At 57.0% G+C, this 25491-nt stretch carries 27 protein-coding genes; 13 read left to right on the top strand and 14 right to left on the bottom strand.

Annotated features, from left to right (window positions below):
- Positions 1-59: 59 nt before the first annotated feature.
- Positions 60-797, bottom strand: a complete 738-nt coding sequence (locus tag PEL8287_RS09615; RefSeq protein ID WP_085892162.1) for a DUF8737 domain-containing protein — start codon at positions 795-797, stop codon at positions 60-62.
- Between the two features lie 89 nt (positions 798-886).
- Here PEL8287_RS09615 and PEL8287_RS09610 point away from each other — a divergent pair, with 89 nt between their 5' ends.
- Positions 887-1210: a winged helix-turn-helix transcriptional regulator gene (locus PEL8287_RS09610; RefSeq protein ID WP_085892330.1), complete on the top strand. Its 324-nt coding sequence runs from the start codon at positions 887-889 to the stop codon at positions 1208-1210.
- Between the two features lie 6 nt (positions 1211-1216).
- On the opposite strand, the gene PEL8287_RS20455 is transcribed toward PEL8287_RS09610, so the two are convergent.
- From PEL8287_RS20455 to PEL8287_RS09600, 4 genes are all read right to left on the bottom strand, one after another.
- On the bottom strand, positions 1217-1339 hold the full coding sequence (locus PEL8287_RS20455; RefSeq protein ID WP_268877807.1) for a hypothetical protein: 123 nt from the start codon (positions 1337-1339) through the stop codon (positions 1217-1219).
- 27 nt (positions 1340-1366) lie between these two features.
- Positions 1367-1855: an Hcp family type VI secretion system effector gene (locus PEL8287_RS09605; protein WP_085892161.1), complete on the bottom strand. Its 489-nt coding sequence runs from the start codon at positions 1853-1855 to the stop codon at positions 1367-1369.
- 342 nt (positions 1856-2197) lie between these two features.
- Positions 2198-2380 (bottom strand): hypothetical protein, encoded by a 183-nt coding sequence (locus tag PEL8287_RS19765; protein WP_139837758.1) that lies wholly within the window; start codon positions 2378-2380, stop codon positions 2198-2200.
- A 50-nt stretch (positions 2381-2430) separates the two neighbouring features.
- Positions 2431-2691 (bottom strand): hypothetical protein, encoded by a 261-nt coding sequence (locus PEL8287_RS09600; RefSeq protein ID WP_085892160.1) that lies wholly within the window; start codon positions 2689-2691, stop codon positions 2431-2433.
- 266 nt (positions 2692-2957) lie between these two features.
- Between PEL8287_RS09600 and lepA the strand changes: the two genes are divergently transcribed.
- A complete protein-coding gene (lepA, locus tag PEL8287_RS09590; RefSeq protein WP_085892158.1) occupies positions 2958-4757 on the top strand; it encodes a translation elongation factor 4 in 1800 nt (599 codons plus the stop codon).
- 158 nt (positions 4758-4915) lie between these two features.
- Positions 4916-5602 (top strand): hypothetical protein, encoded by a 687-nt coding sequence (locus PEL8287_RS09585; RefSeq protein ID WP_085892157.1) that lies wholly within the window; start codon positions 4916-4918, stop codon positions 5600-5602.
- Positions 5603-5741: 139 nt separating this feature from the next.
- On the opposite strand, the gene PEL8287_RS20000 is transcribed toward PEL8287_RS09585, so the two are convergent.
- The gene (locus PEL8287_RS20000) at positions 5742-5897 is read right to left on the bottom strand and encodes a hypothetical protein (RefSeq protein ID WP_176228606.1); all 156 of its coding nucleotides are present in this window, start codon (positions 5895-5897) and stop codon (positions 5742-5744) included.
- A gap of 917 nt (positions 5898-6814) precedes the next feature.
- Here PEL8287_RS20000 and PEL8287_RS09575 point away from each other — a divergent pair.
- Positions 6815-7324: a PhnA domain-containing protein gene (locus PEL8287_RS09575; RefSeq protein WP_085892155.1), complete on the top strand. Its 510-nt coding sequence runs from the start codon at positions 6815-6817 to the stop codon at positions 7322-7324.
- Between the two features lie 116 nt (positions 7325-7440).
- Positions 7441-7683 carry a PA2433 domain-containing protein gene (locus PEL8287_RS09570; protein ID WP_085892154.1) on the top strand — a complete coding sequence of 81 codons (243 nt, stop codon included), beginning with the start codon at positions 7441-7443 and terminating at the stop codon, positions 7681-7683.
- A gap of 158 nt (positions 7684-7841) precedes the next feature.
- On the opposite strand, the gene PEL8287_RS19760 is transcribed toward PEL8287_RS09570, so the two are convergent.
- On the bottom strand, positions 7842-7961 hold the full coding sequence (locus tag PEL8287_RS19760) for an entericidin A/B family lipoprotein (RefSeq protein WP_139837757.1): 120 nt from the start codon (positions 7959-7961) through the stop codon (positions 7842-7844).
- Positions 7962-8151: 190 nt separating this feature from the next.
- Here PEL8287_RS19760 and PEL8287_RS09560 point away from each other — a divergent pair, with 190 nt between their 5' ends.
- Together PEL8287_RS09560 and PEL8287_RS09555 are read left to right on the top strand one after the other, a co-directional pair.
- The gene (locus PEL8287_RS09560; protein WP_085892152.1) at positions 8152-8505 is read left to right on the top strand and encodes a hypothetical protein; all 354 of its coding nucleotides are present in this window, start codon (positions 8152-8154) and stop codon (positions 8503-8505) included.
- A gap of 66 nt (positions 8506-8571) precedes the next feature.
- The gene (locus PEL8287_RS09555) at positions 8572-8781 is read left to right on the top strand and encodes a CTP synthetase (protein ID WP_306372182.1); all 210 of its coding nucleotides are present in this window, start codon (positions 8572-8574) and stop codon (positions 8779-8781) included.
- A 79-nt stretch (positions 8782-8860) separates the two neighbouring features.
- Here PEL8287_RS09555 and PEL8287_RS09550 read toward each other — a convergent pair whose 3' ends face one another.
- Positions 8861-9616: an alpha/beta fold hydrolase gene (locus PEL8287_RS09550; RefSeq protein WP_085892151.1), complete on the bottom strand. Its 756-nt coding sequence runs from the start codon at positions 9614-9616 to the stop codon at positions 8861-8863.
- A 90-nt stretch (positions 9617-9706) separates the two neighbouring features.
- Here PEL8287_RS09550 and PEL8287_RS09545 point away from each other — a divergent pair, with 90 nt between their 5' ends.
- Positions 9707-10081 (top strand): hypothetical protein, encoded by a 375-nt coding sequence (locus tag PEL8287_RS09545; protein WP_085892328.1) that lies wholly within the window; start codon positions 9707-9709, stop codon positions 10079-10081.
- 70 nt (positions 10082-10151) lie between these two features.
- Here PEL8287_RS09545 and glyA read toward each other — a convergent pair whose 3' ends face one another.
- On the bottom strand, positions 10152-11435 hold the full coding sequence (gene glyA / locus PEL8287_RS09540) for a serine hydroxymethyltransferase (protein ID WP_085892150.1): 1284 nt from the start codon (positions 11433-11435) through the stop codon (positions 10152-10154).
- 174 nt (positions 11436-11609) lie between these two features.
- On the opposite strand from glyA, the gene PEL8287_RS09535 reads away from it, so the two are divergent.
- Entirely contained in the window at positions 11610-12371 is a 762-nt protein-coding gene (locus tag PEL8287_RS09535) for an NAD kinase (protein WP_085892149.1), read from the top strand.
- 36 nt (positions 12372-12407) lie between these two features.
- Here the strand turns inward: PEL8287_RS09535 and PEL8287_RS09530 are convergent, their stop codons facing one another.
- From PEL8287_RS09530 to PEL8287_RS09520, 3 genes are all read right to left on the bottom strand, one after another.
- Positions 12408-13085, bottom strand: coding sequence for a Crp/Fnr family transcriptional regulator (locus PEL8287_RS09530; RefSeq protein ID WP_085892148.1), 678 nt, complete (start codon positions 13083-13085; stop codon positions 12408-12410).
- A 334-nt stretch (positions 13086-13419) separates the two neighbouring features.
- Complete coding sequence (prpE, locus tag PEL8287_RS09525) at positions 13420-15309, bottom strand: propionate-CoA ligase PrpE (protein WP_085892147.1); 1890 nt, start codon at positions 15307-15309, stop codon at positions 13420-13422.
- Between the two features lie 231 nt (positions 15310-15540).
- Positions 15541-17820 (bottom strand): NADP-dependent malic enzyme, encoded by a 2280-nt coding sequence (locus PEL8287_RS09520; protein WP_085892146.1) that lies wholly within the window; start codon positions 17818-17820, stop codon positions 15541-15543.
- A 319-nt stretch (positions 17821-18139) separates the two neighbouring features.
- Between PEL8287_RS09520 and PEL8287_RS09515 the strand changes: the two genes are divergently transcribed.
- From PEL8287_RS09515 to PEL8287_RS19995, 4 genes are all read left to right on the top strand, one after another.
- Positions 18140-19444, top strand: coding sequence for a thymidine phosphorylase (locus tag PEL8287_RS09515; protein ID WP_176228605.1), 1305 nt, complete (start codon positions 18140-18142; stop codon positions 19442-19444).
- Entirely contained in the window at positions 19445-20635 is a 1191-nt protein-coding gene (locus PEL8287_RS09510; protein WP_085892145.1) for a phosphopentomutase, read from the top strand.
- An 80-nt stretch (positions 20636-20715) separates the two neighbouring features.
- Positions 20716-21348 (top strand): uracil phosphoribosyltransferase, encoded by a 633-nt coding sequence (upp, locus tag PEL8287_RS09505; protein WP_085892326.1) that lies wholly within the window; start codon positions 20716-20718, stop codon positions 21346-21348.
- Positions 21349-21835: 487 nt separating this feature from the next.
- Entirely contained in the window at positions 21836-22483 is a 648-nt protein-coding gene (locus tag PEL8287_RS19995; protein WP_176228604.1) for an SPOR domain-containing protein, read from the top strand.
- A gap of 124 nt (positions 22484-22607) precedes the next feature.
- Here the strand turns inward: PEL8287_RS19995 and PEL8287_RS09495 are convergent, their stop codons facing one another.
- Together PEL8287_RS09495 and PEL8287_RS09490 are read right to left on the bottom strand one after the other, a co-directional pair.
- Positions 22608-23633, bottom strand: coding sequence for a M48 family metalloprotease (locus PEL8287_RS09495; protein WP_085892143.1), 1026 nt, complete (start codon positions 23631-23633; stop codon positions 22608-22610).
- Between the two features lie 134 nt (positions 23634-23767).
- Positions 23768-25396 (bottom strand): AMP-binding protein, encoded by a 1629-nt coding sequence (locus PEL8287_RS09490; RefSeq protein WP_085892325.1) that lies wholly within the window; start codon positions 25394-25396, stop codon positions 23768-23770.
- Between the last annotated feature and the right edge of the window lie 95 nt (positions 25397-25491).

The raw sequence follows: 25491 nt of genomic DNA, 5'->3' as shown, positions 1-25491 counted from the left end.
ATGGGCGTTGCGCGCGGGCCGCTCTTTGGAGAAGAGGGCACAGGCCCGCGCGCGCAGCCTCAGCCAGTGACAGGCAATCTGGAGTTTGCCCATCGTAGCTGAGTGATCGAGATCAGGTGGAACCCCAGAAACATCGGCACGAAGAAGCCCGGGAACATTGCAAGCGGATGCAGGTTGATGATGTTGGGCAGGTCTGGTGACAGGAGGTGGGCAAAACCCTCTGACGTCAGGATGCCAGTCACAACGGCGACCGCAAAATCCAGAATGCCGATCATGTTGGACTGCGCGATTTTCCGGTGTGCGTCAGGATCACCTTGTTTACAGGCCTTCCACGCGCGGTAACCCGCGATCCCTGCTGCGATGTCGCCAAGACCGGCAGGCAGGGCGAATTGCCAGGGGATTACCCCTGCCGCCCAACCCGCCAGAAATACGGCGCCCATTACGCGCGGGATCTGATAGGCAGCGATCAGGCCGGGGCTGGTATGTTCCATGATCTGCCGTCCGGTCGGCGTCATGCATGCCAGCGCCCAAAGGATAAAGGCGCCGCCAAACAAAGATATCAGCACATAGGGCGGATTGCCGAGAGTGGCGGGCACGTTGAAAAAATCGCGTTCTGACAGGTACATGGCAAATGCGAACCACAGCGATACCAGCAGAGCAGGCAGGATCAAAGCGCGCCCTGTCCGGGCAGGGGCAAGGCCTGCGCGCGTGGCGCCAATGGTGATGATGGCAAGCGCCATTGCCGGCAGCAAAATTGAAAAGAAATGGACATAGCCGGTGAAGAAAACATGCAGCATGGGTGACTCCTTTTAAAGCTACGAAAAAAATAGAGACTACGAATAAAGAAGTCAATTCAGTTTTTGAATTCAGTCCCTATATTGACGCCATGAAAAAAGACAGCCGTAAGAATTGCCCGGTCCTGCGGGCCACCAATGCAATGGGGGATCAGTGGTCGATCCTGATACTGCGCGAATTTTTCCTGGAAGGGCCCCGCCGGTTTCAGGATTTGCAAGACGTGCTGAAAGTGTCGCCCAACACCTTGTCAGGACGTCTGCAGAAACTGGAAAAGGCCGGAATCATTGAGCGCCACCAATATTCCAGCAACCCACCGCGCGCCGAATATCACCTGACCGAAGCGGGCAGGGCGCTTTCACCGGTTATGGGTGCTTTGCATACATGGGGGTCGGCTTATACACCCGATCTGGAATGATCCGGTTCAGGCCCGCCGCAGGCTGGCCACAAGACGGATCAACAGCTGCTCTACCGGCCCGCGATAGGGCGTGCCGGGAGGTTTGTCCTCTTCAACCGCCATCAGATAGCGGAAATTGTTGATGCACATCAGCGAGCCTGTCTGCGGGCGCGGGCGTCAGGCCCCTGCCGCGATGTCATATTCAATCTCATGTTCGTCCCCGGCAGAGTGGTCATCGGCCTGCACGGTATACTTGATGTTGATCTTCTCGAATTCGATCTCCACCCGTTCCCCGATCTGCTCCTGCGGGTCTTCCAGTCCCTGATTGGTCATCTGATATCCGCTGATCATACAATTGGTCAGCGTGATCACCAGATAATCCAGATGGGCATCGCCACTATCCTTGCGCACGGACAGCACGATTTCATCAAAGGATTTTCCCTGCGCCACCGCCAGCGCCAGATAGGGCGAGCTTGCATCGTAAAATTTCAGCACCTCCACGGGTGAGGCAACGGCCCGGCTGCGCCGTCGGCCACGCCCGATCAGTTGACTGCTGTCGCGTGCGACATCCCAGTCGATCCCGTGGAAATCAATCTCGTCCTCGTGATCGGCCCGCTTGCTTTCGCCTGCGATATCGGGAATTTTCATGTAACCGGTCAATGGCATTTTGGTAGCTCCTGAATGTCTTTTGATAATGCGGCGAGTGTAGCACAGATTTTCGCGTCAGCCGAATATTGACCGGAGCGTCACGGGCGGAAAGCTGCCAACGTTCCATGGGGCGTCCAAATCAAGCCGCTCGGGTTTCAGGCCCGCACTTTGGGCTTGTGGGCGTGTGCCATTGGGGCGGGCTGCAAGCCCGGGCCGCGCCCGACCCTCCCCCCGGGAGGGCGCATTTACGGCGTCGCATCCCTCTTGGACGAATCGGCTTTTTTTTGCAGGCATCGGAAAACCAGACCGTATCGACGCGCCCACCCAGGATCGGTCGCGACCCTCATGCCCCACTATCATTCAGAAAAACGGCAGCCAGGCTTCAACGGCTTCGATAAGCGCGCTCACTTTGTCGGGGTTGAGAGCCAAATACCCACCACCAACCGCCGGAATACCCCATTTGATAAGTGTATCGACCACAAGGTCGCCTTTTCTGGCGCACCATTTGAGGCAGGCCGCCAGCCCACTTTCAATCATCGCCAATGCCGCTTAGACCTTCCTCTTGTCCGGTGTCTCGGTCTCAATTTCTTTGGTCAGGTCGTCCACCCCGGCCAGATCAGGGTAATATGGTGTTCAATGACAGACGCCTCGTCGATGGCTTCCGGCGGGTTGTTTCCGCCGATACCAAGGCGGGTCTGCAGAACGGCATCTTTCTCGGCAGCTAAATTCAGCAGCGCAACTTCTACGTCATACCGTGCCCTGATCCGCTCAATCTCTTCGGCCACTGCCTTTGGCCCGGCCTCCCAGATCGCATCGTCAATCAACGCCACCCGCCGCTGAAGCTCCCAATCCATCGGCTTGCCGTCAAGAGTGCAAGCGCAAGAGCCTTGTCACTTTTGCTTTGGACATGCATGACAGAGGGAAAAAACCCGCAATGCCGCGCGGGAGGCGATAGTCACCGAAACTTCCTGAGGCTGTTCATTCAGCCAGTTCTTAAATTCATCGTCATCCAAAAGAAAAAAATCAATTCGCCAAGAAGCCATCCGGTTAATCATATCTACGCCCAAGAACCATTCAAGCCACCTTGACCAAGCCCCAAATCCCATACATATCCCAATCCATGACAGACCTCGCACATATCCGCAATTTCTCGATCGTGGCGCATATCGATCACGGGAAATCCACGCTGGCTGACCGGCTTATTCAGTCCACCGGAACCGTCAAGGACCGGGACATGAAAGAGCAGATGCTGGATGCCATGGATATCGAACGTGAACGTGGCATCACCATCAAGGCCAACACCGTGCGCATCGACTACACGGCAGACAATGGCGAACAATATGTGCTGAACCTGATCGACACCCCCGGCCATGTCGATTTTGCCTATGAGGTCAGCCGCTCCATGCGCGCGGTCGAGGGCAGCCTTCTGGTCGTGGACAGCACCCAGGGGGTCGAGGCGCAGACACTGGCCAACGTCTATCAGGCGATCGACGCCAACCATGAAATCGTGCCGATCCTCAACAAGATCGACCTGCCCGCGTCTGAGTGTGACCGCGTGGCCGAACAGATTGAAGATGTGATCGGCATTGACGCCAGCGGTGCCATCCGGGTGTCCGCCAAAACCGGCGTCGGCATCCATGAAACGCTTGAGGCAATCGTGCAGCACCTGCCGCCCCCCACCGGCACCCGCGATGCGCCGCTCAAGGCGATGCTGGTCGATAGCTGGTATGACGCCTATCTTGGCGTGATCGTTCTGGTCCGCATCATGGACGGTGTTCTGAAAAAGGGCGACCGCATCCGCATGATGTCGAACAACTCGACCCACCATGTCGACCGCATCGGCGTGTTCAAACCCCAGCGAGAGGACATTCCCGAACTGGGCCCGGGCGAAATCGGTTTTCTTACCGCGTCGATCAAGCAGGTCCGCGATACACGTGTGGGCGATACGATCACCCATGAAAAGGGTGGCACCGACAAGGCATTGCCGGGCTTCAACCCCAGCCAGCCGGTGGTTTTCTGTGGCCTGTTCCCGGTGGATTCAGCCGAGTTTGAGGACCTGCGTGATGCCATCGAGAAACTTGCCCTCAACGACGCGTCCTTCTCTTACGAAATGGAAACCAGCGCGGCGCTTGGCTTTGGTTTTCGCTGCGGCTTTCTGGGCCTCTTGCACCTTGAGGTCATCCGCGACCGGATCGAGCGTGAATATGATATCGATCTGATCACCACCGCGCCCAGCGTCGTCTATCACATTCACCTGCGCGACGGCTCCATGGAAGAGCTGCACAACCCCGCCGACATGCCCGATCTCAGCATTGTCGACCACCTTGAGGAGCCGCGGATCAAGGCGACCATCCTTGTGCCTGACGAATACCTTGGTGACGTGCTCAAGCTGTGTCAGGACCGGCGCGGTATCCAGATGGATCTGACCTATGCCGGCACCCGCGCGATGGTGGTCTATGACCTTCCTTTGAACGAGGTGGTGTTTGATTTCTACGACCGTCTTAAGTCGGTCACCAAGGGCTATGCCAGCTTTGACTATCAGCTGACCGACTACCGGCAGGACAATCTGGTCAAGATGTCCATTCTGGTGAATGACGAACCCGTCGATGCCCTGTCGATGATGGTGCACCGCGACCGGGCCGAGGCGCGGGGCAGGGCGATGGTTGAGAAACTCAAGGATCTGATCCCCCGCCACATGTTCAAAATCCCGATTCAGGCGGCCATTGGCGGCAAGGTGATTGCCCGCGAAACCCTGTCGGCCATGCGCAAAGACGTAACGGCCAAATGTTATGGCGGTGACGCGACCCGGAAAAAGAAACTGCTGGAAAAGCAGAAGAAGGGTAAGAAAAAGATGCGCCAGTTCGGGAAAGTGGATATCCCTCAGGAAGCTTTCATAAGCGCGTTGAAAATGGACAGCTAAGCTGGCCATTTTTGGCGATTATGAACGACGGTGCGGGTAAGCGATTGGCAAAGCCAATGGAAACCTTACCCCTGCTAGGTTGTGTGGGTGGGTGAGCGAAAGCGTTGAATTAGCGGTACTTCGTACCCGAATGCTTGCAGCATAGGAGGCCGAAAGTAATGCACTCAGATGACGAAAGGGCGGAAGACGACCGTAGAGTTAATGCCCTTGTAGAGTACATCAGGAGTCTTGGCCTTGAGCGAATGGCTAGGGATATTTCTGACGAACGTATTGCCGGACGCATTCATGATCGTCAGCTTTGGATCAACTCATACGATATTCAGAAATCAATAGAAGATGATCGTCAAGAAAACATTGAACAGCGCTTTATAACATTCCAGGCCCAATTGTTCGACAAGGCCGCAAACTACAATAACATTGTTATTACTTTCGGTTACGCTGGTTTTTTTGCGATTTGGAATTTTGTTTCAGATAGGCTGCATAGTTGGGACACTGCGCTAATAGCTCTACTTCTTGGCTCATCGCTGCTCGTGTTCATTTTTTGGACGCTATCGGTTTCTTTTCACAACGCTTTCGCAATGAGAAAACTCACTGGAATCTATCTGGCGGAGTTTGAAAACACGGAGGATAAGATTGCGGCTATTGTTGAAAAAGAAAGTAAAATTAATCTTGGTCTAATGCGGCTTCAGAGAATCTGGCTCTTTGTTTTCTTTTTTACGGTAGCGACTGGTTTCTCTGCTGGTTTGGCGTTAATTGTTTTAATGCTTTGCAGAGTACTTGGAATTGACTTCGATCTATTTGATATTTGGATAGCCGTTGTCGGTCCGCCTACATACGAAATCTAGTTGTAGAAAAATGCCCAATCTCCGATTGGGCAGCGCCCGAACCGCCCGCGTCATGCCAGAGGTACGCCTGTGGCGTGACGCGGGCGCTTCGTTTCCTGCCTCTCGGTTCGGGCGCGGCGGTTCACTGAAAGGCCCGTCCTCAGAACAACCCGTCGCCGCCTTTTTTCTCTTCCGCGGCCTTGTCGGCCACCACGACCGCACCCGCGCCGATGCCTGCGATCACAACCGGGGCGCAGGCGGACAGGGTGACGCTGCTGCTGGCCATCGCCAGAAAGATCCAGAGTTTCAGTTTCATGTCCGCTCTCCCACGGGAATTAAAATCAATCTGCCTGTCCGATAGCATAGGCACACAGCCGCTAACACATCTGAATGCCGCCGCAAAGCTTTTGCAACTGCAGCATTTTGCCTGTCACACCCCCCGCGCGTTAAATCGCCGCTTATCCCCCGCCAACCCAGCCGGATTACAGCGAAATTTCGACTTATCCACAGGGATTTCCCCAGTAAATCCAACGGGTTATCCCCAAGAAATTTCAATGCTGCAGTGCTATTTTCTTGCGCGACTCGGATCCATCGGCAAATCTGAACCCATCGCAACGGTTCTTATGAACCCGCGCGTTACGCAAAGGCCCCTCGGGACCGGCGCGGTTGGCAGCGGGCCTTCGGGTTTGCGGCGGATTGCAAAGGTTTGTGGGTTATCGGCCAGATCGTGGTTGTTCTTCGGAATGTCCCGCATCTGCCAGTAGCTTACGGGTTTGAGCGGGTCACAAACCGCCTTCGGGTATGGATGTGACAGCGAAGGCTCTTCGGAGCCCGAGCGGCTGATCCGGGGGCCCTTCGGGGTACGTGGTTCAGTAAGGCGTCAGGGTGTGGCTTTGGCCACAATGCAAAGACCGCGTCTGCGCACCTGGCGCCTTTTCCTATTCTGCCTTCCCCAGATTTTACCGCCCCAAATGCAAACGGGGCCCGTTTACCTTTCAGCAAACCGGCCCCGCCGTCAGTTGGATGCTTACCGCGTCTATGCACCTGTGCGGGCATGAATACACCCGGCTGAGGTTCAAATCAACTATATGTCGCGTGGACAGGCAAAGAATTCACAACATCTGATGCATTTTGGCAAATGTTGCGGCCATCGCCCAGGCGCGACCCTCTGCCCCTGTCATTTCCGGCAAACCTTGCCTATAGAACGGAACAAACAACATCCGGATTCCCAATATGCCCTGTACCCTCTGCGCCGCCGATGACCCCCTTGTCGCCCATCCCGTCCCCGGCGGCCCCGCTGGTGCCGAGGCGCAGATCTGCCAGGTTTGCGATGCCCAGATTATCGGCACGCCGGACCCCAATCACTGGCGCTGCCTGTCTTCTTCGATGTGGTCCGAAGATGCGCCCACCCAGGTGCTGGCCGCCCGGATGCTGGCGCGGCTTTCCGATCACGACTGGGCCCGGGATTTGTCCGATCAGCTTTGGCTGGATGACGACATGCGCGCCTGGGTCGACAACATTCCCCGGGCCAGCGATCACAAAGACAGCAATGGCGTGCCACTTGCGGCGGGGGATACGGTGGTGCTGATCAAGGATTTGCCGGTCAAGGGCGCAAACTTCACCGCCAAACGCGGCACAGCCGTGCATCGTATATCGCTGGTGCAGGATAACCCCGCCCATATTGAAGGCCGGGTTGAAGGCCAGCGTATTGTCATCCTGACCGAGTTCGTGAAAAAGCGCTGAGGCGTGTGGGTGGGTCTGAGCGGCTGATCGCCACCCCTCGTGAATTCCCAATTCGTTTGACGAAACCAAGGCCTATCCGTGCTATCATGCGGGGTATCCATATGGAGGACTCACCCATGAAACGTTTTCCCATTGCCGCTGCCTTTTGTCTTTTAGCAGCCCCTGCTTTCGCCTTTCACTGCCCTGCCGATATGAAAGACATCGACGCGGCGCTTGAGGCGGGCACAGCCATTTCCGAAGCGGAGCTGAGCGAGGTGAAAACCCTGCGCGCCGACGGTGAAGCTCTGCACAAGGCAGGTGATCACCAGGGTGCGGTGGACACGCTGGCCAAGGCCAAGGCGATTCTTGGTTTGAATTAAACGGACTTGCAGGTGTCCCGTTCTGACAGCGGGGCAGGGCTAGGGCGTTACGAGATCAAGTTGATCCGAAGCTTGATCTTAAAAAAAAAGGCCCACACCATCGGTATGGTCCGGGCGTTCCGCCTTATTGTTGTGAGGCACCAATAAGCCGAAACGCTTTAGTTAACCGCGCCTTCCAGAACCTCACCGGCTTTCTGGATGTCCTTGCCTGCACCTTGAATGGTTTCGCACCCTGCAAGGGTCAGGCAGGCGATCAGGCCAAATGTCACGATTCGCATGATGTGTTCTCCTGATTGGATCGTTGCCCGGATATATCGCGGCCTTGCAGGTAGTAAAAGGTGCATTGCATTACCCCGCAATGGGGAGTGAGCCCTGTTGTTGTTTTTCCATGCGCCCCCGTGTGCCAGCGACCGCATTCTGTGCTAGACTTCGGATAGCCGGATCAACCGGCCAGAGGAGGGACCGACAATGACACCGGAATTTCGCCAGACAATCGTGCAGGGCCGCATCAACAACTATTACGAGATCATGCGCACGTCGATTTTCACATTTACCGGGCTTGCGGCCATTATCCAGTTGGGGCCAGATGGCTATTCTGCCCCGTTGACCATGTTAGTGGTCGCCGTAACAGCTTATGCCATTCTGGCCGGGGGAACAGCGCTGGACGATGTGATTAACCTGGCCGAAGACATGGATGACGACATGGCGCAATCTGCATATGGCAAGGGCGTCAAGGCCCGCAACATCCCAATGCTCAAGATGATATCGTCAGGATTGATGGCGTTGATCGGCGTGGCCGAGCTTTTCGCGATCTTTACCTGAGGCAAGGCAACGCCTGACCCAGATCAAAGCATGCGTTGACGGCTTCCTTTATCCGGGGCGGCAAGAATGCGCCAGACATCGGAGGTTGCCTTGCTACAGCTTGGTTTCATTTTACACCTGTTCATCGGATCAACTCTGGCGGGGTCTGCAATCATCGCGGCGTTGCTCATGGGCCATGATGCCGTGACGCCGATTTTGATCGCGGCTGCCGTCGGGTTTGTTGCGGCGTTTCCGGTCACCTATGCGCTGACGCGCAAGCTGCTGGAAAGCCAATAGCCGCCGCGATTGTACCAGCTTTCGGAAAAGCCGGAATTTTTTACAAATGCCGTCCCCGGTTTGCGCAGACCATACCTTCTCAGCCCAGCCATGCGCGAACTGCGGCCTCAAACTCACGTGGTTTTTCAGCATGCAGCCAATGGCCGGCACCAGGAATTTTCAGGAACTGCGCTTTGGGGAACAATTCCTTGATATGGGGACGGTATTCGCGTTTGACATAGTCTGAATTTGCGCCGGACAGAAACAGCGTTTTGCCGTCGTAACTGCTTGAAATATCTGGGAAGCCCATGATGTAGGCCATGTCCTTTTCCAGCACGTCCAGGTTTAAGGTCCAGCGCCGGTTTTTTACGTCAAGGGATTGAAGAAAAAAGGAAATAAGTTGTCGGTCGTCGATATGGGGCTCCAGCAGCGGGGCCGCATCTGCGCGCCTTTCGATACCGCTCAGATCAATGGCCTTCATCGCCTTGATATACTGTATCTGGCTATGGCTATAAGTAACTGGCGCAATATCGGCCACAATCAGGCGATTGACCAGTTCAGGCCGGGTCAGGGCCAGAACCATGGATGCCTTGCCCCCCATGGAATGGCCCAGCACATCAAAAGGGCCGTCAAGCCGTTCCAGGGCCATGGCCAGATCCCCGGCCAGATCCTCGTAAGAATGCGTTTCCTCCCAGGGGCTTGAGCCGTGGTTGCGGTTGTCGATGGCAACCACCTGTCTTTCATCCGACAGCCGTTTCGCTATAACGCCCCAGTTCCGGGCCGAGCCATACAGCCCGTGAGCGATGAGCAATCCGGGTTTGTCGGTGCGTGTGCCGTGTTCAATCATGCTTAACATGCCCTTTGAATATCGCCTGCCAGCGTTAAGGGCCAGACCTATTGAGGCATGGGGTCTTTCGCGCTAATCTGTCCGGCGGAGGAAATCCAAGTGACTGATACAGAACGGTTTAATTCCAGAGTAGAGCAGCTGGAAGCGCAGCTTCGCGCCAAATTGGGCGTCCGGGGCAGAAATCTTGAGGCCCGTCTGCGCCGTGCCGGGCGACGCTTGCCCAAGCGCCTGCACCAGGCCGGGAAAGTCATAACCGAAGCGCAATCAAAGATGGCGCATCCGAAATTGGCTCGCCTGACCGACGCGGAACAGGTCGACCGCGCTTTTTCACATTTGGGGGCTTATCTAGACACCATCGACCGCGCCGACCGCCTCAAAGGCGCTTTACTGGGCATACTGGGCGGATTGGTGTTTAACCTGATATTGTTGATGGTTGCCGTGTATGGACTGCTGCGCTGGCAGGGAATAATCTGATAACATATTGATGTGGAAACAAAAACCCCGCGCGACAAAGCCGCGCGGGGTTTCTTTTTTTACTGAGTGATCAGAGGTTTGGATAAAGCGGGAAACGCGCGCACATTTCGGCGACTTCACCGCGCACCTTGGCCTCGACCGCCTCGTTGCCGTCAGCGCCATTGGCGGCCAGCCCATCAATCACTTCGACAATCCAGTCTGCGATCTGACGGAATTCGGCCTCGCCAAAACCGCGGGTGGTGCCGGCCGGTGTGCCCAGACGGATGCCCGAGGTAACGGTGGGTTTTTCCGGGTCAAACGGGATGCCGTTTTTGTTGGTCGTGATATGGGCACGGCCCAAAGCAGCATCGGTAATGTTACCGGTCACTTTCTTGGGGCGAAGATCAACCAGCATAACATGGGTGTCGGTGCCGCCGGTGACGATATCCAGACCACCCTTGATCAGCTGATCCGCAAGCGCGTTTGCGTTGGCCTTGACCTGTTGAATATATGTCTTGAATTCGGGGCGCAGCGCCTCGCCGAAAGCCACGGCCTTGGCTGCGATTACATGCATCAGTGGGCCGCCCTGGATACCGGGGAAGATGGCTGAATTAACCTTTTTGGCGATGTCTTCATCGTTGGTGACGATCATGCCGCCACGCGGTCCGCGCAGGGTTTTGTGGGTGGTGGTGGTCGCAACATGGGCATGCGGGAAGGGCGAGGGATGCTCGCCTGCGGCAACGAGGCCTGCAAAATGCGCCATGTCGACATGCAGATAGGCACCAACCATATCCGCGATTTCGCGCATGCGGGCAAAATCGATCACACGCGGAATGGCCGAGCCACCGGCGATGATCATCTTGGGATTATGTTCTTTGGCCAGTTCTTCGATCTGATCATAGTCAATCAGGTTATCTTGCTTGCGCACACCATATTGGACGGCGTTGAACCACTTGCCTGACTGGTTGGGGGCCGCGCCATGGGTCAGGTGACCACCCGACGCCAGGTTCATGCCCAGAATGGTATCACCCGGTTTCAGCAGCGCCTGAAACACACCCTGGTTTGCCTGGCTGCCCGAGTTCGGCTGAACGTTGGCAAATTCACAGCCAAACAGCTGCTTTGCACGTTCTATTGCCAGGTTTTCAGCCACGTCTACGTATTGGCAGCCGCCATAGTAGCGACGGCCGGGATAACCTTCGGCATATTTGTTGGTCATGACGCTGCCCTGCGCTTCCATCACCGCCGCTGAGACGATGTTTTCGGATGCAATCAGCTCGATCTCATCACGCTGGCGGCCCAGCTCGGATTTGATGGCGCCATAAAGCTCTGGGTCGCGGGAAGAGAGGGATTCGGTGAAGAAACCGGAATCAGACATGAGAATGTACTCCGTCAGGGGTTGCGTTTTGCAGATTTCCTATCGGAAACACGCCTTGGGCGAAAGACTTTAAAGCGACAAATCCGCTTGCAGGACCGTCACGGCTGGTAAGGCGCGTCAACTTGTGGTTCGATCGGAACCGCAAGACGCGCTTTGGAAACAGGACCGGACAGAATGGCCAAGAGAATCGCCTTTGTGGCAAGCGATGTGCCTTCGGCGCAGACTGCGCGAGCGGCGCTAGCGTCGCGTTTCGGCGATGTGCCCGAAGATGAAGCGGATGTGATCGTCGCCCTGGGGGGGGACGGTTTCATGCTGCACACGCTTCATCGCACGCAAGGCTTGCGTGCGCCGGTCTATGGTATGAATCGGGGCACGGTTGGCTTTCTGATGAACGAGTACAGTGAATCTGATCTGCTTGAACGGCTGGATATGGCGGTAGAAGAAGTCATCAACCCTTTGTCAATGAAAGCAGAATCCATCGACGGCAAAATACACAAAGCTTTGGCAATCAACGAGGTTTCATTGCTGCGTGCGGGTCCGCAAGCCGCCAAGCTGAAGATTACAATAGACGGTCGTTTGCGGTTGGAAGAGCTGGTTTGCGATGGGGCGCTGGTGGCCACCCCCGCAGGCTCAACCGCTTATAACTACAGCGCGCATGGGCCAATCCTTCCCATCGGCTCGGATGTTCTGGCGCTGACGGCGATGGCGGCTTTTCGGCCGCGTCGCTGGCAGGGGGCGCTGTTACCCAAAACCGCCAAGGTGCGGTTTGACGTGTTAGATCCCGAAAAACGCCCCGTCATGGCGGACGCCGACAGCCGCTGGGTTGAAAATGTGCTTTGGGTCGAGATTCAGTCAGAGCCCAGCATCGAACACCACATCCTGTTTGACCCCGGTCATGGTCTGGAAGAGCGCCTGCTGCGCGAGCAGTTCGTCTGACCGTTGACGCGCGCAGATCTGGCCACCCTGCAGGTGTCAGTCATCTTTTTGGGCGAACGCCGCAAGCGTTTTGGGTTTGAGCAGGATCAACCGCTGGCTCTGACGTTTCAGAACACCCTCGTTTTCCCAATCACGGATCAGCCGATTGACGCTTTCTCGCGTCAGCCCCGCAAGATCACCCAAATCAGACTGCGAAAATACCTGCGTCAGCTCTATCGTGTCTGGCTCGGCCTGAGTGCCCCATTTTTCGAAGAGCCGTAGCAGAACAAGGGCCAGCCGGGATTGCCCGTCAGAGGTAAAATACGCCGTATAGGTTGCCGATGTCTGGCGTAGCCGACGGCACAGAACATCGATTACGTTGATCGCAGCCTCGGGGTTTTCCTTTAACAACGTCATGACGGTTGCGCGGTTCATGACCTTGCCCTTGACCACCGTGGTGGCAACTGCATCCGCGCTGCGTGGTGCCCTGTCGAACACCGCCAGTTCCCCCACAATTTCGCCAGGACCAAGGTGGGTCAGGATTGACCGACGCCCGGAGGTCGAGGTACGGCTGATTTCCACACGGCCCTGTTCGATCAGCATGACAGTGTCATCTCCGTCGCCGGTTGAAAAAATCGTTTTGCCAGCAGCGATTTTAACCTGGCGACCGTGGTCGGCAAGAAGCTGTTGAAACCGGTCGCCCAGGCCGCCGGGAATGTTGCCATCATTCGACATGGGGCAGAGCCTGATGGGAATTGGTCAAAAAATTGCACCTTTTTTCGGCGGAGTGTGATGTGAATCACAGCAGTGGCTAAGAATGGCTGACATAGTGATCTTGCGCTTCAGTTGGTTGGTAGTTCAAATACCTTTTCCCGATACTAATCTATTTTCCTGAGTGGCTGAAGCGTGCCGAGATGACACTTTCGTCTACCTCCAGAGGAGGCGTAAGTGAAAGACCGGCTTGGCTGTCTGGCGAAGCGTCCGTGAGTGCGCTGCGCCAGGCAGCCTTCCCTTTGTCTTCTGGCCCGCAAAGGCCAAAAAGGCCCCGGTTTTGTGCCGGGGCCTTTTTTTATTTCGCGTAGCCGATGCTTTGAAGGGCTTCTTTTATCTCGTCCAGAATGGCCGGGTCATCAATGGTGGCGGGCATTTTATATTCGGTCCCGTCGGCGATTTTCACCATGATCGCCCTCAGGATTTTACCCGAGCGGGTCTTGGGCAGCCGATCGACCACCAGCGCAAGTTTGAACGCGGCGACCGGGCCGATTTTGTCACGGACAAGCTTGACGCATTCCTTGGCGATCTCATCATGCGGTCGGTTAACGCCTTTGGTGAGGCAGACAAAGCCGACAGGCAGTTGCCCCTTGAGCTGATCGGTGACCCCGATGACGGCGCATTCGGCCACATCGGGGTGAGAGGCCAGAACCTCTTCCATTCCGCCGGTGGACAGGCGGTGGCCGGCAACGTTGATCACGTCATCGGTGCGGGCCATGATCCAGATATAGCCATCCTTGTCGATCATCCCGGCATCACCGGTCTCGTAATAGCCGGGGAATGTGTTGAGGTAGGATTTGTGGAACCGGTCCCCGGCATTCCACAGTGTGGGCAGGGTGCCGGGGGGCAGCGGGAGTTTGACGGCAATCGCGCCCAGCTCACCAGCGGGCAGCTCGTGGCCGGCGTCGTCCAGGATGTGGATATCATAGCCCGGCATCGGCACGGTGGGAGAGCCGATTTTGACCGGCAGCGCCTCGATCCCCACCGGGTTACCGGCGATGGTATAGCCGGTTTCGGTCTGCCACCAGTGATCATAGACCGGTTTGCCGGTCATCGCCTGGGTCCATTCGATGGTATCGGGATCGGCGCGTTCACCAGCAAGGTAGATCGCATTCAGGCCGCTGAGGTCATATTTCTTGAGGTATTCGCCTTTGGGATCCTCACGCTTGACCGCGCGAAAGGCGGTGGGGGCGGTGAAGAAGCTTTTGACTTTATGTTCTTCGATGATGCGCCAGAAAGTACCCGCATCAGGCGTGCCGATGGGTTTGCCTTCGAACACAATGGTGGTGTTGCCGTGGATAAGCGGCCCGTAGCAGATATAGGAATGGCCAACGACCCAGCCCACATCCGAGGCGGCCCAGAATACATCGCCGGGATCCACGTTGTAGATGTTCTTCATCGTCCAGTTCAGCGCCACCAGGTGGCCGCCAGTGGGGCGAACAACACCTTTGGGCGCGCCGGTGGTGCCTGACGTATAAAGGATATAGGCGGGGTGATTGCCCTCGACCGGGACACAGCCGGCAGGCTCAACACCCGCCTGAAACCCGTGCCAGTCGAAATCAAAGCCGTCTTTCAGTTTGGCAACTTCTTGTTCGCGCTGGAAAATCACGCAGAACTCGGGCTTGTGTCTGGCCAGTTCAATAGCGCCTTCGACCAGCGGTTTGTAATGCACAACGCGGCCCGGTTCGAGCCCGCAGGAGGCGGCGATGATCGCCTTTGGCTGGGCGTCATCAAGGCGGACGGCCAGCTCATTCGCGGCGAACCCGCCGAACACGACCGAGTGGATTGCCCCAAGACGGGAGCAGGCCAGCATCGCCTCAAGCGCCTCGGGGATCATCGGCATGTAGATGACAACGCGGTCGCCTTTTTCAACGCCCTTGGCGCGCAGGGCACCGGCCAGCGATGCGACGCGGGTTTGCAGCTCGGCATAGCTGATCTTGTGTTTGGTATCGGTGATCGGGCTGTCGTAGATGATCGCGGTGCGGGCCCCATTGCCGGCCTCGACATGGCGGTCGACGGCGTTGTAGCAGGTGTTGACCTTGCCGTCGCAGAACCATTCGTACATAGGCGCGTTTTCGTCAAACAGCGCCTTGGTGGGTTTCTCATCCCAGTCGATTGCGTTGGCGGCTTGCATCCAGAACCCCTCGGGGTCCTGTTTCCAGCTGTCATAGACCTCTTTGTATCCCATGGTATTCTCCTCCGATCCGTTAAAGATGTGTTACGGGCCGCTGAACGTCCGGGCAATAGAGTTGGTGTTAGGCGTGTCAGATTACCGCATAAAATTTGCATTTATCAGGCTAGTAGGCCTGCAAATTTTTGCAAAGCCGTAATTTTTATGCGAATACGCAGCGCAGAAAGATTGTTTTGCAAATCTGCAAATATAAATCTGCAAATCCCGCGAATCTGAGTGGACCTGCGGCTAGCCGTAATGCGCCACCGGCGTGCCTGCGATAGCGGCCATATTCAGCAAGCCGCGCGCGGTGATCGACGGAGTAACGATATGTGCGCGATTGCCCATGCCCATAAGAATTGGTCCGACCTCAAGCCCACTGGCCTTCATTTTAAGAATGTTGCGCGACGCAGAAGCCGCGTCAGCGTTGGAAAAGATCAGAACATTGGCTGACCCCTCCATCCGGTTGTCCGGCAAAAGCCGCGCGCGCAATTCCGGGTCAAGCGCTGCATCGACATTCATTTCGCCTTCATAGCAAAAATCACGTTCCTTTTGATCCAGCAGGGAGATGGCTTCGCGCAGGCGCTTGCCCGAATCTTCGCCCTGATTTCCGAATTGCGATTGCGAACAGAAGGCGACGTTGGGGGTAACCCCAAAACGACGCACGTGGCGGGCGGCCCCGATTGCAGTTTCAGCCAGATACTCGGGGTCCGGGAAGGGGCGTACATGCGTGTCTGCGATGAACAAAGGCCCGTCTTCCAGGATAATCAGCGATAACGCACCATGGGGATGATGTTCGGCATCACTCAGCACCTGCGTGACATAGTTGAGATGCCAGCGGTATTCGCCGAACGTGCCGCAGATCAGGCTGTCGGCCTCGTCTCGGTGGACCATGACCGCGCCGATGGCGGTGGTGTTGGTGCGCATGACAGCCTTGGCCAGATCAGGGGTGACCCCGCGGCGCTTCATGATTTCATGATAGCTGCCCCAGTAATCGCGGTAGCGCGGATCGTCTTCGGGATTGACGATGTTGAAGTCGCGCTCGGGCCGGATATCAAGGCCCAACCTTTCGCAGCGTTGTTCAATTACAGTCGGGCGGCCGATCAGGATGGGCTGTTCGCTGGTTTCCTCAAGGATCGCCTGTGCGGCGCGCAGCACGCGCTCATCTTCGCCTTCGGCAAAAACGATGCGCCGCGAAACCTGTGCGGCGGCCTGAAAGACAGGGCGCATCAACAGCGCTGATTTGTAAACGCTGGCGTCAAGTTTTGCCTTATAGGCCGTGAGGTCGTCAATCGGACGTGCGGCCACGCCAGTGTCCATTGCCGCGCGCGCCACGGTGGTGGATACGATGCCGGAAAGCCTTGGGTCAAACGGTTTGGGGATCAGATAATCGGCACCAAAGGTCAGTTGTTCGCCACGATAGGCGGCGGCCGCTTCTGCACTGGTTGTGGCGCGGGCGAGGGCGGCGATACCTTCGACACAGGCAATCTGCATGGCATCGTTGATTTCGGATGCACCCACATCCAGCGCCCCCCGAAAGATGAATGGAAAGCACAGAACGTTATTGACCTGATTGGGGAAATCGCTGCGGCCAGTGGCGATGATAGCATCCGGTGCCACTTCGCGCGCTTCGTTTGGCATGATCTCGGGGGTGGGGTTGGCCAATGCAAAAATGATCGGACGTTTGGCCATTTTCGCGACGTGTTCAGGTTTGAGCACCTTGGGGCCTGACAGGCCAAGAAACAGATCGGCGCCTTCGATCACGTCGTCCAGTGTGCGTTTGTCACTGTCCTGGGCAAAGGCGGCTTTTTGAGGGTTCATATCCTCAACCCGGCCTTTGTAGACCAGTCCGTGAATATCACACAGCCAGATATTTTCGCGTTTCACGCCCAGTTTCAGCAGCATGTTCAGACAGGCGATACCTGCCGCCCCACCGCCCGTCGAAGCGATTTTGATGTCTTCGAATTTCTTGCCTGCCACATGCAGGGCGTTGGTGGCAGCGGCCCCGACAACGATGGCAGTGCCATGCTGATCGTCATGGAAAACCGGGATGTTCATCCGTTCGCGGCACAGTTTTTCGACGATGAAACAGTCAGGTGCCTTGATATCTTCTAGGTTGATCGCGCCAAAGGTCGGCTCTAACGCACAGACGATATCGGCCAGTTTTTCAGGGTCGCTTTCGTTCACCTCGATATCGAAACAGTCGATATTGGCGAATTTTTTGAATAGAACGGCCTTGCCTTCCATCACCGGTTTGCTTGCCAGGGCGCCGATGTTTCCAAGCCCCAGCACGGCGGTGCCGTTGGTGACAACGGCAACCAGATTGGCACGCGCGGTGTACCGGCTGGCATTGGCGGGGTCTTCTTTGATCTCAAGGCAGGCCTCGGCGACGCCGGGGGAATAAGCACGCGCCAGATCGCGGCCGTTGGCCAACGGCTTGGTTGCGCGGATTTCCAGTTTTCCGGGCTTGGGGAACTCGTGATATTGCAGGGCCGCCTGGCGCAGATTATCCTTTTGGCTATCGGTCATGATCTCTCCCTCTGGCGGCATTGTTTAATGTTAAACTATTTTTATTTCGCCGCAAATACCCCAGAAAGTGATGAGGTTTCAAGAGTAGCTTGCATCTTGCAGAGCGCGGACGCAATCTTGAATTTCTTTTTGCGCCAGGTACGCTTTGGCGGTTTTCCCGGAGGATGCAGAATGCCCTATACCCTGACAAAAGCTGTCTGCACCATCTGTGTGCATGCCAACGCACCCAATCCAGGGCTGGCTTTGTGCGCGCCTGTTTCAGTGTTCAACCTGTTTTCAGTTGTTTTCAGGCCGTGCCGGGCGGACTGGGGCTGACATTTTGGATGCACGTTCAATAATAGCGGCGTTGCGCGACCGGCACCCCCTGACCGGCAGAGAGTTGAACTGGTTTGCCAATGGTCTGGCCGATGGTCGTGTCAGCGATGCTCAGGCCGGGGCCTTTGCCATGGCGGCGGTGTTGAATGGGCTGGGTGAAGAGGGTCGTGTGGCCCTGACTCTTGCCATGCGGGACAGTGGCGAGACGTTGAAATGGGATCTGCCCGGGCCCGTGATTGACAAGCATTCCACCGGCGGACTGGGTGATTGTGTCAGCCTGGTTCTGGCGCCGGCGCTGGCGGCTTGCGGAGCATTTGTGCCGATGATTTCGGGCCGTGGGCTGGGCCATACCGGCGGCACGCTGGACAAACTCGAGGCCATTCCGGGTTTGCGCTGTACTCTGGATGATTGGCAATTCCGTCAGGTGATGAATTCTGCAGGCTGCGCTATTGTCGCTGCCTCGGACAGGATAGCGCCGGCGGACCGGCGGCTATATGCGGTGCGCGATGTGACAGCAACGGTCGAAAGCCTTGATCTGATCACCGCCTCAATCCTTTCCAAGAAACTGGCGGCAGGCCTTGAGGCGCTGGTGCTGGATGTAAAGGTCGGCAGTGGCGCTTTCATGAAAGATATGACAGCGGCCCGTGCCCTTGCGACCGCACTGGTGGAAACGGCCAATGCGGCGGGGTGCCGGACAACTGCCGTGATCAGTGACATGAACCAGCCACTGGCACCCGCGCTAGGCAACGCACTTGAGGTTGCCGAGGCGATGAAGGTTCTGACCGGGGCCAGGACGGGGCGGCTGTTTGATCTGTGCGCGGAACTGGGCGGCGATGTGCTTTGTCTGTCAGGGCTTTGCGCCGACACTGAAAAAGGTTTTGCCATGATCCGCGCGGCGATTGCCAGCGGTCGTGCAGCCGAAACATTTGGCCGGATGGTGGCCGCCATGGGCGGACCGCAGCAGTTTGTCGAAAACTGGCCACGTTTCCTGCCCGAGGCAACGGTGATCCGGGAACTGACCGCCCGAAGGGCAGGGTATATTACCGCCATGGATGGTGAGGCGATGGGTCTTGCGGTGATCCGTCTTGGCGGAGGGCGGCAAGTGGAAAGTGACCGAATTGATCCGTCGGTGGGGCTGGATAAAGTGCTCGCACTTGGAAGCAGGGTAGCCCCGGGTCAGCCATTGCTTCGGATCCATGCCGCGCGCCCGGAGCAGGCCGACCAGGCCGAGCAAATTTTGCAGCAGGCGATCCGGATTGACGATTTGCAATCCGATCCGGCACCGCTGATTTATGAAAGGAGTGTCTAGATGCCCCGCGCCTTTCTGGTTGTGATGGATTCCGTCGGCATTGGCGGCGCACCGGATGCGGACCAGTTTTATAACGGCAAATTACCCGACACAGGCGCGAATACACTGGCGCACATTGCACAATCCCTGAAAGGCGGGCTGCACCTGCCGCATTTGACGGCGCTTGGTCTGGGGGCGGCAGTAAAACTGGCCTCGGGCATCGAGGCTCCGGGACTGGGGGGCGCGCCTGCGGGCCTTTGGGGGGCCGCAACCGCCGTGTCGCAAGGCAAAGACACGCCTTCAGGGCATTGGGAACTGGCCGGCCTGCCGGTTCCATGGGAATGGCATTATTTCCCCGATCAGATGCCTGCTTTTCCCGACCAAGTCGTCGATGCTGTGAAAAAGGTGGCAGGTGTGGGGGGGATATTGGGCAATTGCCATGCATCCGGCACGGAGATCATAGCGCGACTGGGCGAGGAACATATTCGCAGCGGATGGCCTATCTGTTACACCTCGGCTGACAGCGTTTTCCAGATTGCGGCGCATGAAGAGCATTTCGGGTTGGACCGGTTGCTGGACCTGTGCCGCGCCGTGGCGCCAACGCTGCACGAGATGAAAGTGGGCCGCGTGATTGCCCGGCCCTTCACCGGCAGCCCCGGCAGTTTTACCCGCACCGCCAATCGTCGGGATTTTGCGATTCCACCGCCGCAACCCACGCTTTGCGATTGGGTGCAGGCCAGCGGGGGGCGCGTGCATGCAATCGGTAAAATTGGTGATATTTTTTCGATGCAGGGCATTGATGATGTGGTCACAGGTTCCGATGCACAGCTTATGGATCATCTGGCGCACGCCGTGGATCAGGCTGAGCGCGGCAGCCTGACGTTTGCCAATTTCGTTGAGTTTGACAGCCTTTACGGACATCGCCGTGATGTCGCGGGCTATGGCGCTGCGCTTGAACGGTTTGACACGGGTATCGGCCAAATTCTGTCGGCATTGCATCAGAGCGACATTTTGGTAATCACCGCTGATCATGGCAATGACCCGACGTGGCCGGGGACGGATCACACCCGTGAAAGGGTGCCTGTTCTGGTTGCCGGGTATGGTGTCGGCACCATGGGTTTGGTGAATTTCGCTGACGTGGCGGCCAGTATTGCGGCACATCTGAATGTCACCTCGATGGGACCCGGGCAATCATTTTTGCCGGTTCGATGAGCGGATCGGCGTTGCCCTTTTGGCTGCTTTCTGGAATGACAGGCGCATCAGCCGCAAAATGTCCGGAAAATGGAGAGACCATGAACCAGCATCTCACCGTCGTGAATCACCCCCTGGTCCAGCACAAGTTGACACTTATGCGGGAAAAGGAAACGTCGACCGCCGTGTTCCGTCAGCTTTTACGAGAAATCAGCCAGTTATTGGCTTATGAGGTTACGCATGAATTGCCGATGACAACCAAGCGGATCGAGACGCCACTGGTTGAAATGGACGCACCGGTACTGGCGGGGCGAAAGCTGGCGCTGATTTCGATCCTGCGGGCAGGCAATGGTTTGCTGGATGGCATGCTTGAACTGATACCCTCGGCCCGGGTTGGGTTTGTCGGGCTGTACCGTGACGAAAAAACGCTGAAGCCGGTCAAGTATTACTTCAAGGTACCGGATTTGCTGGGCGAGCGTCTGGTGATTGTGGTTGATCCGATGCTGGCCACCGGCAACTCGTCAGCGGCGGCTGTCGAAATGCTGAAAGAGGCCGGGGCCAAAGATATCCGGTTTCTTTGCCTGCTTGCGGCACCCGAGGGTGTTGCGCGCATGAAAGAAGCGCATCCCGACGTGCCGATCGTGACAGCAGCACTGGACGAACGATTAAATGACAAAGGATATATCCTGCCCGGACTAGGGGATGCGGGTGACCGCATGTTTGGCACTAAATAGGGGCTGACCTGTTTACTCGGGCGTCAATCTAAGGCAGAGTTTCTGCACATCGTGCGGGGATAAAATGAGAGTTTTCAAGGTAATCGCGGTGGCTGCCATCGCTGCGTCGCTGGTCTTGACTGACGCACAAGCGCAGGTCCTTTCTGACTCGCTCGTTCCGGCCGAAACTCCGCCGGTCGCCTACTCGGGGCGTCAGTATGTTGACAGCAAAGGCTGCGTATTCATTCGGGCCAGTATTGACGGAGCCGTGAGCTGGGTTCCGCGGGTAACGCCCGGTCGCAAAGTGATTTGCGGCTTCCAGCCGACCTTTGCGCCAGCGGCTCCGGCAGCGGAACCTTCTTCCCAAGTCATTGAAGCAAAATCAAATCCCACCCCCCCTGAAGCGATGCCAGCGGTGTCAGCGAAACCAAAACGGTCCAGTTCGCCGAAATCTGTGGCCCGGAAAAAGCCGGTTGTAGCGTCGGGCAGTCCGCGCAAAAGCCGGACTGTGGCAAGCAGTGCAACGCCAACCTGTGTGGGAAACGGTGACGTATCCCGTAAATATCTGAAGTCCCAAAATGCCGGGTTGAACGACTGCGATCCGAAACTGCGCGCCGGGGCGCGCGTTGCGCCGCGCCATGTCTACGAATCGCAACTGGCCAGCCAGAGCGGGATATATGTTCCGGATGGATACAAACCGGCCTGGGAAGATGATCGCCTGAACCGCCACCGGGCGCACCAGACGTTTCAGGGTAAGGCCCGGATGGACCGGATCTGGACAAAAACCATCCCGCGTCGTTTGATTGTTCGCAGCGCTGCAACCAAGATAAACAGCGCAACAAGCGCGCAATATGCTCAGGTAGATGCCAACCGGAATTCGACCGTATCAAGCCGTTCATCCCTTCCCCAAAAACCTGCACGCGCTGTCAGTCACCGCTACGTGCAAGCCGGAGTTTTCGGGGTGCCGTCAAATGCCAAAGCCGCGGCACAGCGCATCATAAAGGCGGGTCTTCCCGCGCGGATGGGGACGATGCAAAGGGGCGGTAAGACTTACTCGCTGGTTTTAGCTGGTCCGTTCCCGAACCAATCCAGCCTTGGCATTGCTCTGAAAAAAGTTCGCAGTCTTGGATTTGGCGACGCGTTTCTACGTAAATAATGACTAAAGCGTTTCGCGATTAACCTGAAGTATGGGTGTGTCGCGAAACGCTTTAGGGTGTCACGCTTCTAGCCTGAGAAGCGTGAACCAGGAGTGGTGCGTGCTTTGCACAGCCGGGGTGCCTTCAGCCGCCACATATGCCTTGCAGCCGCAGCCAGTTTGCGTCGCTTAAAACCGCCTCGGGGGCGCCGGCAACAAAGGGATCAGCCTCTATCAGGCCAAGGGTTGTTTCACCCGAAATGTCTTTGGCATAGGCGTAAGGTGTTGACCGTACTGACCAGGTTTTGAAAGCCTTTAGCAGATTGTCATCGCCCAGAGCGCGTTTTGGTCTGGTCAAAAGATGTTTGGCATAAGCCTGCAACACTTCGTCCTTTAGCGCGCCCGTCGTCAGCAGGCGAAAACTGGACCAGAGCCCGCTATAGGAGAGCAACTCTTCCAGCGGGTCCTGTATCTGGCTGCGCAGATGTTCCGCCACGATATAGCCGGCAACAACGTCGGGTTCTTCAAAATCCTCGACAAGGGCGCGGTTGATGACAATTGTGCCACCTGGCAGGTGGATGGCCCCCTGCACGCCATTGCGCACGACCACAAGTTTGCCGGATCCATCGGGTGCCGGCAGGCGGTTTGCCAGTTGCGCCAGTGCCCGCAGGCCGCCACTGTCGCGACAGGGCGGGCCGGTTACCTTCTGGACATGGCCCAGCAATGCCTGGCCGATCTCGGCACGTTTCACGTCGGGCACGACCGAGACCGCGTGCTGGCGCGTGGCGCCGGGCAGCCAGAACAGCGCCAGTCCGGCGACCATTGCGACAGAGGCCGCAAACATCACCAGCCGCAAACGGCCGGGATGTGGCCGATGACGGGCAATCGCTGCGCGCAACTTTTCGATGGCGGCGATCACATCGGCCTCGGATTCAGGCAGTTCCAAAGTTTCGCCGGGATCGCCATCGGGATGGTATATGGCAGGGAGTTGGCCCGGGTTGGCGCGTTCGATGGCAGGCAGTGACCAATGCGCCAGCGCCCGGTCGCGCATGTCTGTGATGGTCAGCGTGGCATCACCGATAGAAACAATCACGTCACAACGCTGCGCATCCGGCGACGCACGCCAAAGGCCCGAGGCCTCAATCCGCTGATATTCGTTGAGTGCTGTCATGTTTTGCCGGGCCTGCTCTGCCTCTTTGCGGCAACGATAGCACGGCCCAGACACGCCGGGCAATCATGCATCAAGCAAAGTGGCGTGCCTGTCAGCGCACTACGTTCTGAAAAATCTCATGAAAGGCCGGGCGATCACAGATCCTTGGCAATCTTCCGCAGTTCGAATTTCTGGATTTTCCCGGTAGAGGTTTTGGGCAGTTCCAGAAACACAACCGTTTTAGGGGTTTTGAACCCGGCAAGATGTTCGCGGGCAAAGGCCATAAGTTCGGCCGCATCTGCCACCTCGCCTTCTTTTATTTCGACAAAGGCACAGGGGGTTTCTCCCCATTTTTCATCCGGTCGCGCGACCACAGCACAGAGCATCACCGCAGGGTGGCGCATCAGCACGCCTTCGACCTCGACCGAACTGATGTTTTCGCCACCCGAGATGATGATATCCTTGGCCCGGTCCGAAATTTGCAGATAGCCGTCGGGATGCTGCACGGCGATGTCGCCGGAATGGAAATAACCGCCTGCAAATGCCTCGTCGGTGGCCTTGGGGTTCTTGAGATAGCCCTTCATCACCGAATTGCCGCGGATCATGATCTCGCCCGGGGTTTTGCCGTCCATGGGCACCTGCTGCATTGTCTCGGGGTCCAACGCGGTGATGTCCTCCATCATCGGCATCAGCACGCCGGTGCGTGCCTTGATGGCATAACGCTCTTCATCAGGCAGGTTGTCCCATTTTTCGTGCCACAGGCATTCGGTGACATGGCCATAGGTCTCGGTCAGACCATACACTTGCGTGACCTTGAAACCCAGAGGCTCGATCTTGGCCAGGGTAGCAGCGGGTGGCGGGGCACCAGCAGTAAAGACATCAACGATATGGTCGAACGTGCGACGGTGCTCGGGCTTGGCATGCACAATGGTATTGAGAACAATCGGGGCTGCCCCGAAATGCGTGACGCCTTCGTCGGCGATGGCATCATAGATCGCCTTGGCCGTGATATCGCGGCAGCAGACCACGGTGCCACCCAACATCGGCATAAGCCATGTGTGGTTCCAGTTATTACAGTGGAAAAGCGGCACAATCGTCAGGTAACGCGGGTGCAGGGTAAGTTGCCAGCTGACCACCGTGCCCATGGTCATAAGGTATGCCCCGCGATGGTGATAGACCACGCCCTTGGGTCGTCCGGTTGTGCCGGAGGTGTAGTTCAGCGCAAGGCTTTCCCATTCGTCTTTTGGCATGACCCAGTCAAATGCGGGATCGCCTGTGGCCAGCAAGTCCTCATAGCTCATATTGTCGCCGCTGGCGGGATAGCCGGCCTGTTCGTCGGCCACTTCGATCAGCATCGGTGCCTGGCCTTCCATCATTTCGATTGCCTGACGGGTGACAGGTAGAAATTGTGGGTCAACCAGCACCACTTTGGCCTCACCATGGTCGAAAATATAGGCGATGGTTTCGGCCTCAAGCCGTGTGTTGATCGTGTTGAGTACCGCACCGCAGGCTGGAATGCCAAAGCTGGCCTCGCAATGGGCCGGTATGTTGGGTAACAGGGTGGCGACGACATCGCCGGGTGCCACGCCAAGTTGCGACAGCCCCGAGGCCAGTCGCGAACACCGCGCGTAATATTCCGAGTAGGTTTTGCGAAAATTGCCATAAACTACAGCGTCGTGATCCGGGAAGAGATGTGCGGCACGTCTTAGGTGCGACAACGGTGTCAGCGGCACGAAATTCGCGGCATTCTTATTCAGACCGGTTTCGTCATTCATCCAACCCATCGGACCCTCCTTGATTCCCAACGTGTAAAAGGCTTCTGCCAACCATATTGCGTTTGCTTATAGGGTCAAACCTTAAATGTCAGACAATTGAAAGC

It is taken from the genome of Roseovarius litorisediminis (assembly GCF_900172295.1).
GTDB lineage: Bacteria > Pseudomonadota > Alphaproteobacteria > Rhodobacterales > Rhodobacteraceae > Roseovarius > Roseovarius litorisediminis.
This window is presented reverse-complemented; position numbering and strand designations above follow the sequence as displayed.

Coding starts and splice junctions, on each gene's coding strand:
- PEL8287_RS09615 (WP_085892162.1), bottom strand. CDS start 797: ATGCTGCATGTTTTCTTCACCGGCTATGTCCATTTCTTTTCAATTTTG.
- PEL8287_RS09610 (WP_085892330.1), top strand. CDS start 887: ATGAAAAAAGACAGCCGTAAGAATTGCCCGGTCCTGCGGGCCACCAAT.
- PEL8287_RS20455 (WP_268877807.1), bottom strand. CDS start 1,339: ATGTGCATCAACAATTTCCGCTATCTGATGGCGGTTGAAGAGGACAAA.
- PEL8287_RS09605 (WP_085892161.1), bottom strand. CDS start 1,855: ATGCCATTGACCGGTTACATGAAAATTCCCGATATCGCAGGCGAAAGC.
- PEL8287_RS09600 (WP_085892160.1), bottom strand. CDS start 2,691: ATGGATTGGGAGCTTCAGCGGCGGGTGGCGTTGATTGACGATGCGATC.
- lepA (WP_085892158.1), top strand. CDS start 2,958: ATGACAGACCTCGCACATATCCGCAATTTCTCGATCGTGGCGCATATC.
- PEL8287_RS09585 (WP_085892157.1), top strand. CDS start 4,916: ATGCACTCAGATGACGAAAGGGCGGAAGACGACCGTAGAGTTAATGCC.
- PEL8287_RS20000 (WP_176228606.1), bottom strand. CDS start 5,897: ATGAAACTGAAACTCTGGATCTTTCTGGCGATGGCCAGCAGCAGCGTC.
- PEL8287_RS09575 (WP_085892155.1), top strand. CDS start 6,815: ATGCCCTGTACCCTCTGCGCCGCCGATGACCCCCTTGTCGCCCATCCC.
- PEL8287_RS09570 (WP_085892154.1), top strand. CDS start 7,441: ATGAAACGTTTTCCCATTGCCGCTGCCTTTTGTCTTTTAGCAGCCCCT.
- PEL8287_RS19760 (WP_139837757.1), bottom strand. CDS start 7,961: ATGCGAATCGTGACATTTGGCCTGATCGCCTGCCTGACCCTTGCAGGG.
- PEL8287_RS09560 (WP_085892152.1), top strand. CDS start 8,152: ATGACACCGGAATTTCGCCAGACAATCGTGCAGGGCCGCATCAACAAC.
- PEL8287_RS09555 (WP_306372182.1), top strand. CDS start 8,572: ATGCGCCAGACATCGGAGGTTGCCTTGCTACAGCTTGGTTTCATTTTA.
- PEL8287_RS09550 (WP_085892151.1), bottom strand. CDS start 9,616: ATGTTAAGCATGATTGAACACGGCACACGCACCGACAAACCCGGATTG.
- glyA (WP_085892150.1), bottom strand. CDS start 11,435: ATGTCTGATTCCGGTTTCTTCACCGAATCCCTCTCTTCCCGCGACCCA.
- PEL8287_RS09535 (WP_085892149.1), top strand. CDS start 11,610: ATGGCCAAGAGAATCGCCTTTGTGGCAAGCGATGTGCCTTCGGCGCAG.
- PEL8287_RS09530 (WP_085892148.1), bottom strand. CDS start 13,085: ATGTCGAATGATGGCAACATTCCCGGCGGCCTGGGCGACCGGTTTCAA.
- prpE (WP_085892147.1), bottom strand. CDS start 15,309: ATGGGATACAAAGAGGTCTATGACAGCTGGAAACAGGACCCCGAGGGG.
- PEL8287_RS09520 (WP_085892146.1), bottom strand. CDS start 17,820: ATGACCGATAGCCAAAAGGATAATCTGCGCCAGGCGGCCCTGCAATAT.
- PEL8287_RS09510 (WP_085892145.1), top strand. CDS start 19,445: ATGCCCCGCGCCTTTCTGGTTGTGATGGATTCCGTCGGCATTGGCGGC.
- upp (WP_085892326.1), top strand. CDS start 20,716: ATGAACCAGCATCTCACCGTCGTGAATCACCCCCTGGTCCAGCACAAG.
- PEL8287_RS09495 (WP_085892143.1), bottom strand. CDS start 23,633: ATGACAGCACTCAACGAATATCAGCGGATTGAGGCCTCGGGCCTTTGG.
- PEL8287_RS09490 (WP_085892325.1), bottom strand. CDS start 25,396: ATGGGTTGGATGAATGACGAAACCGGTCTGAATAAGAATGCCGCGAAT.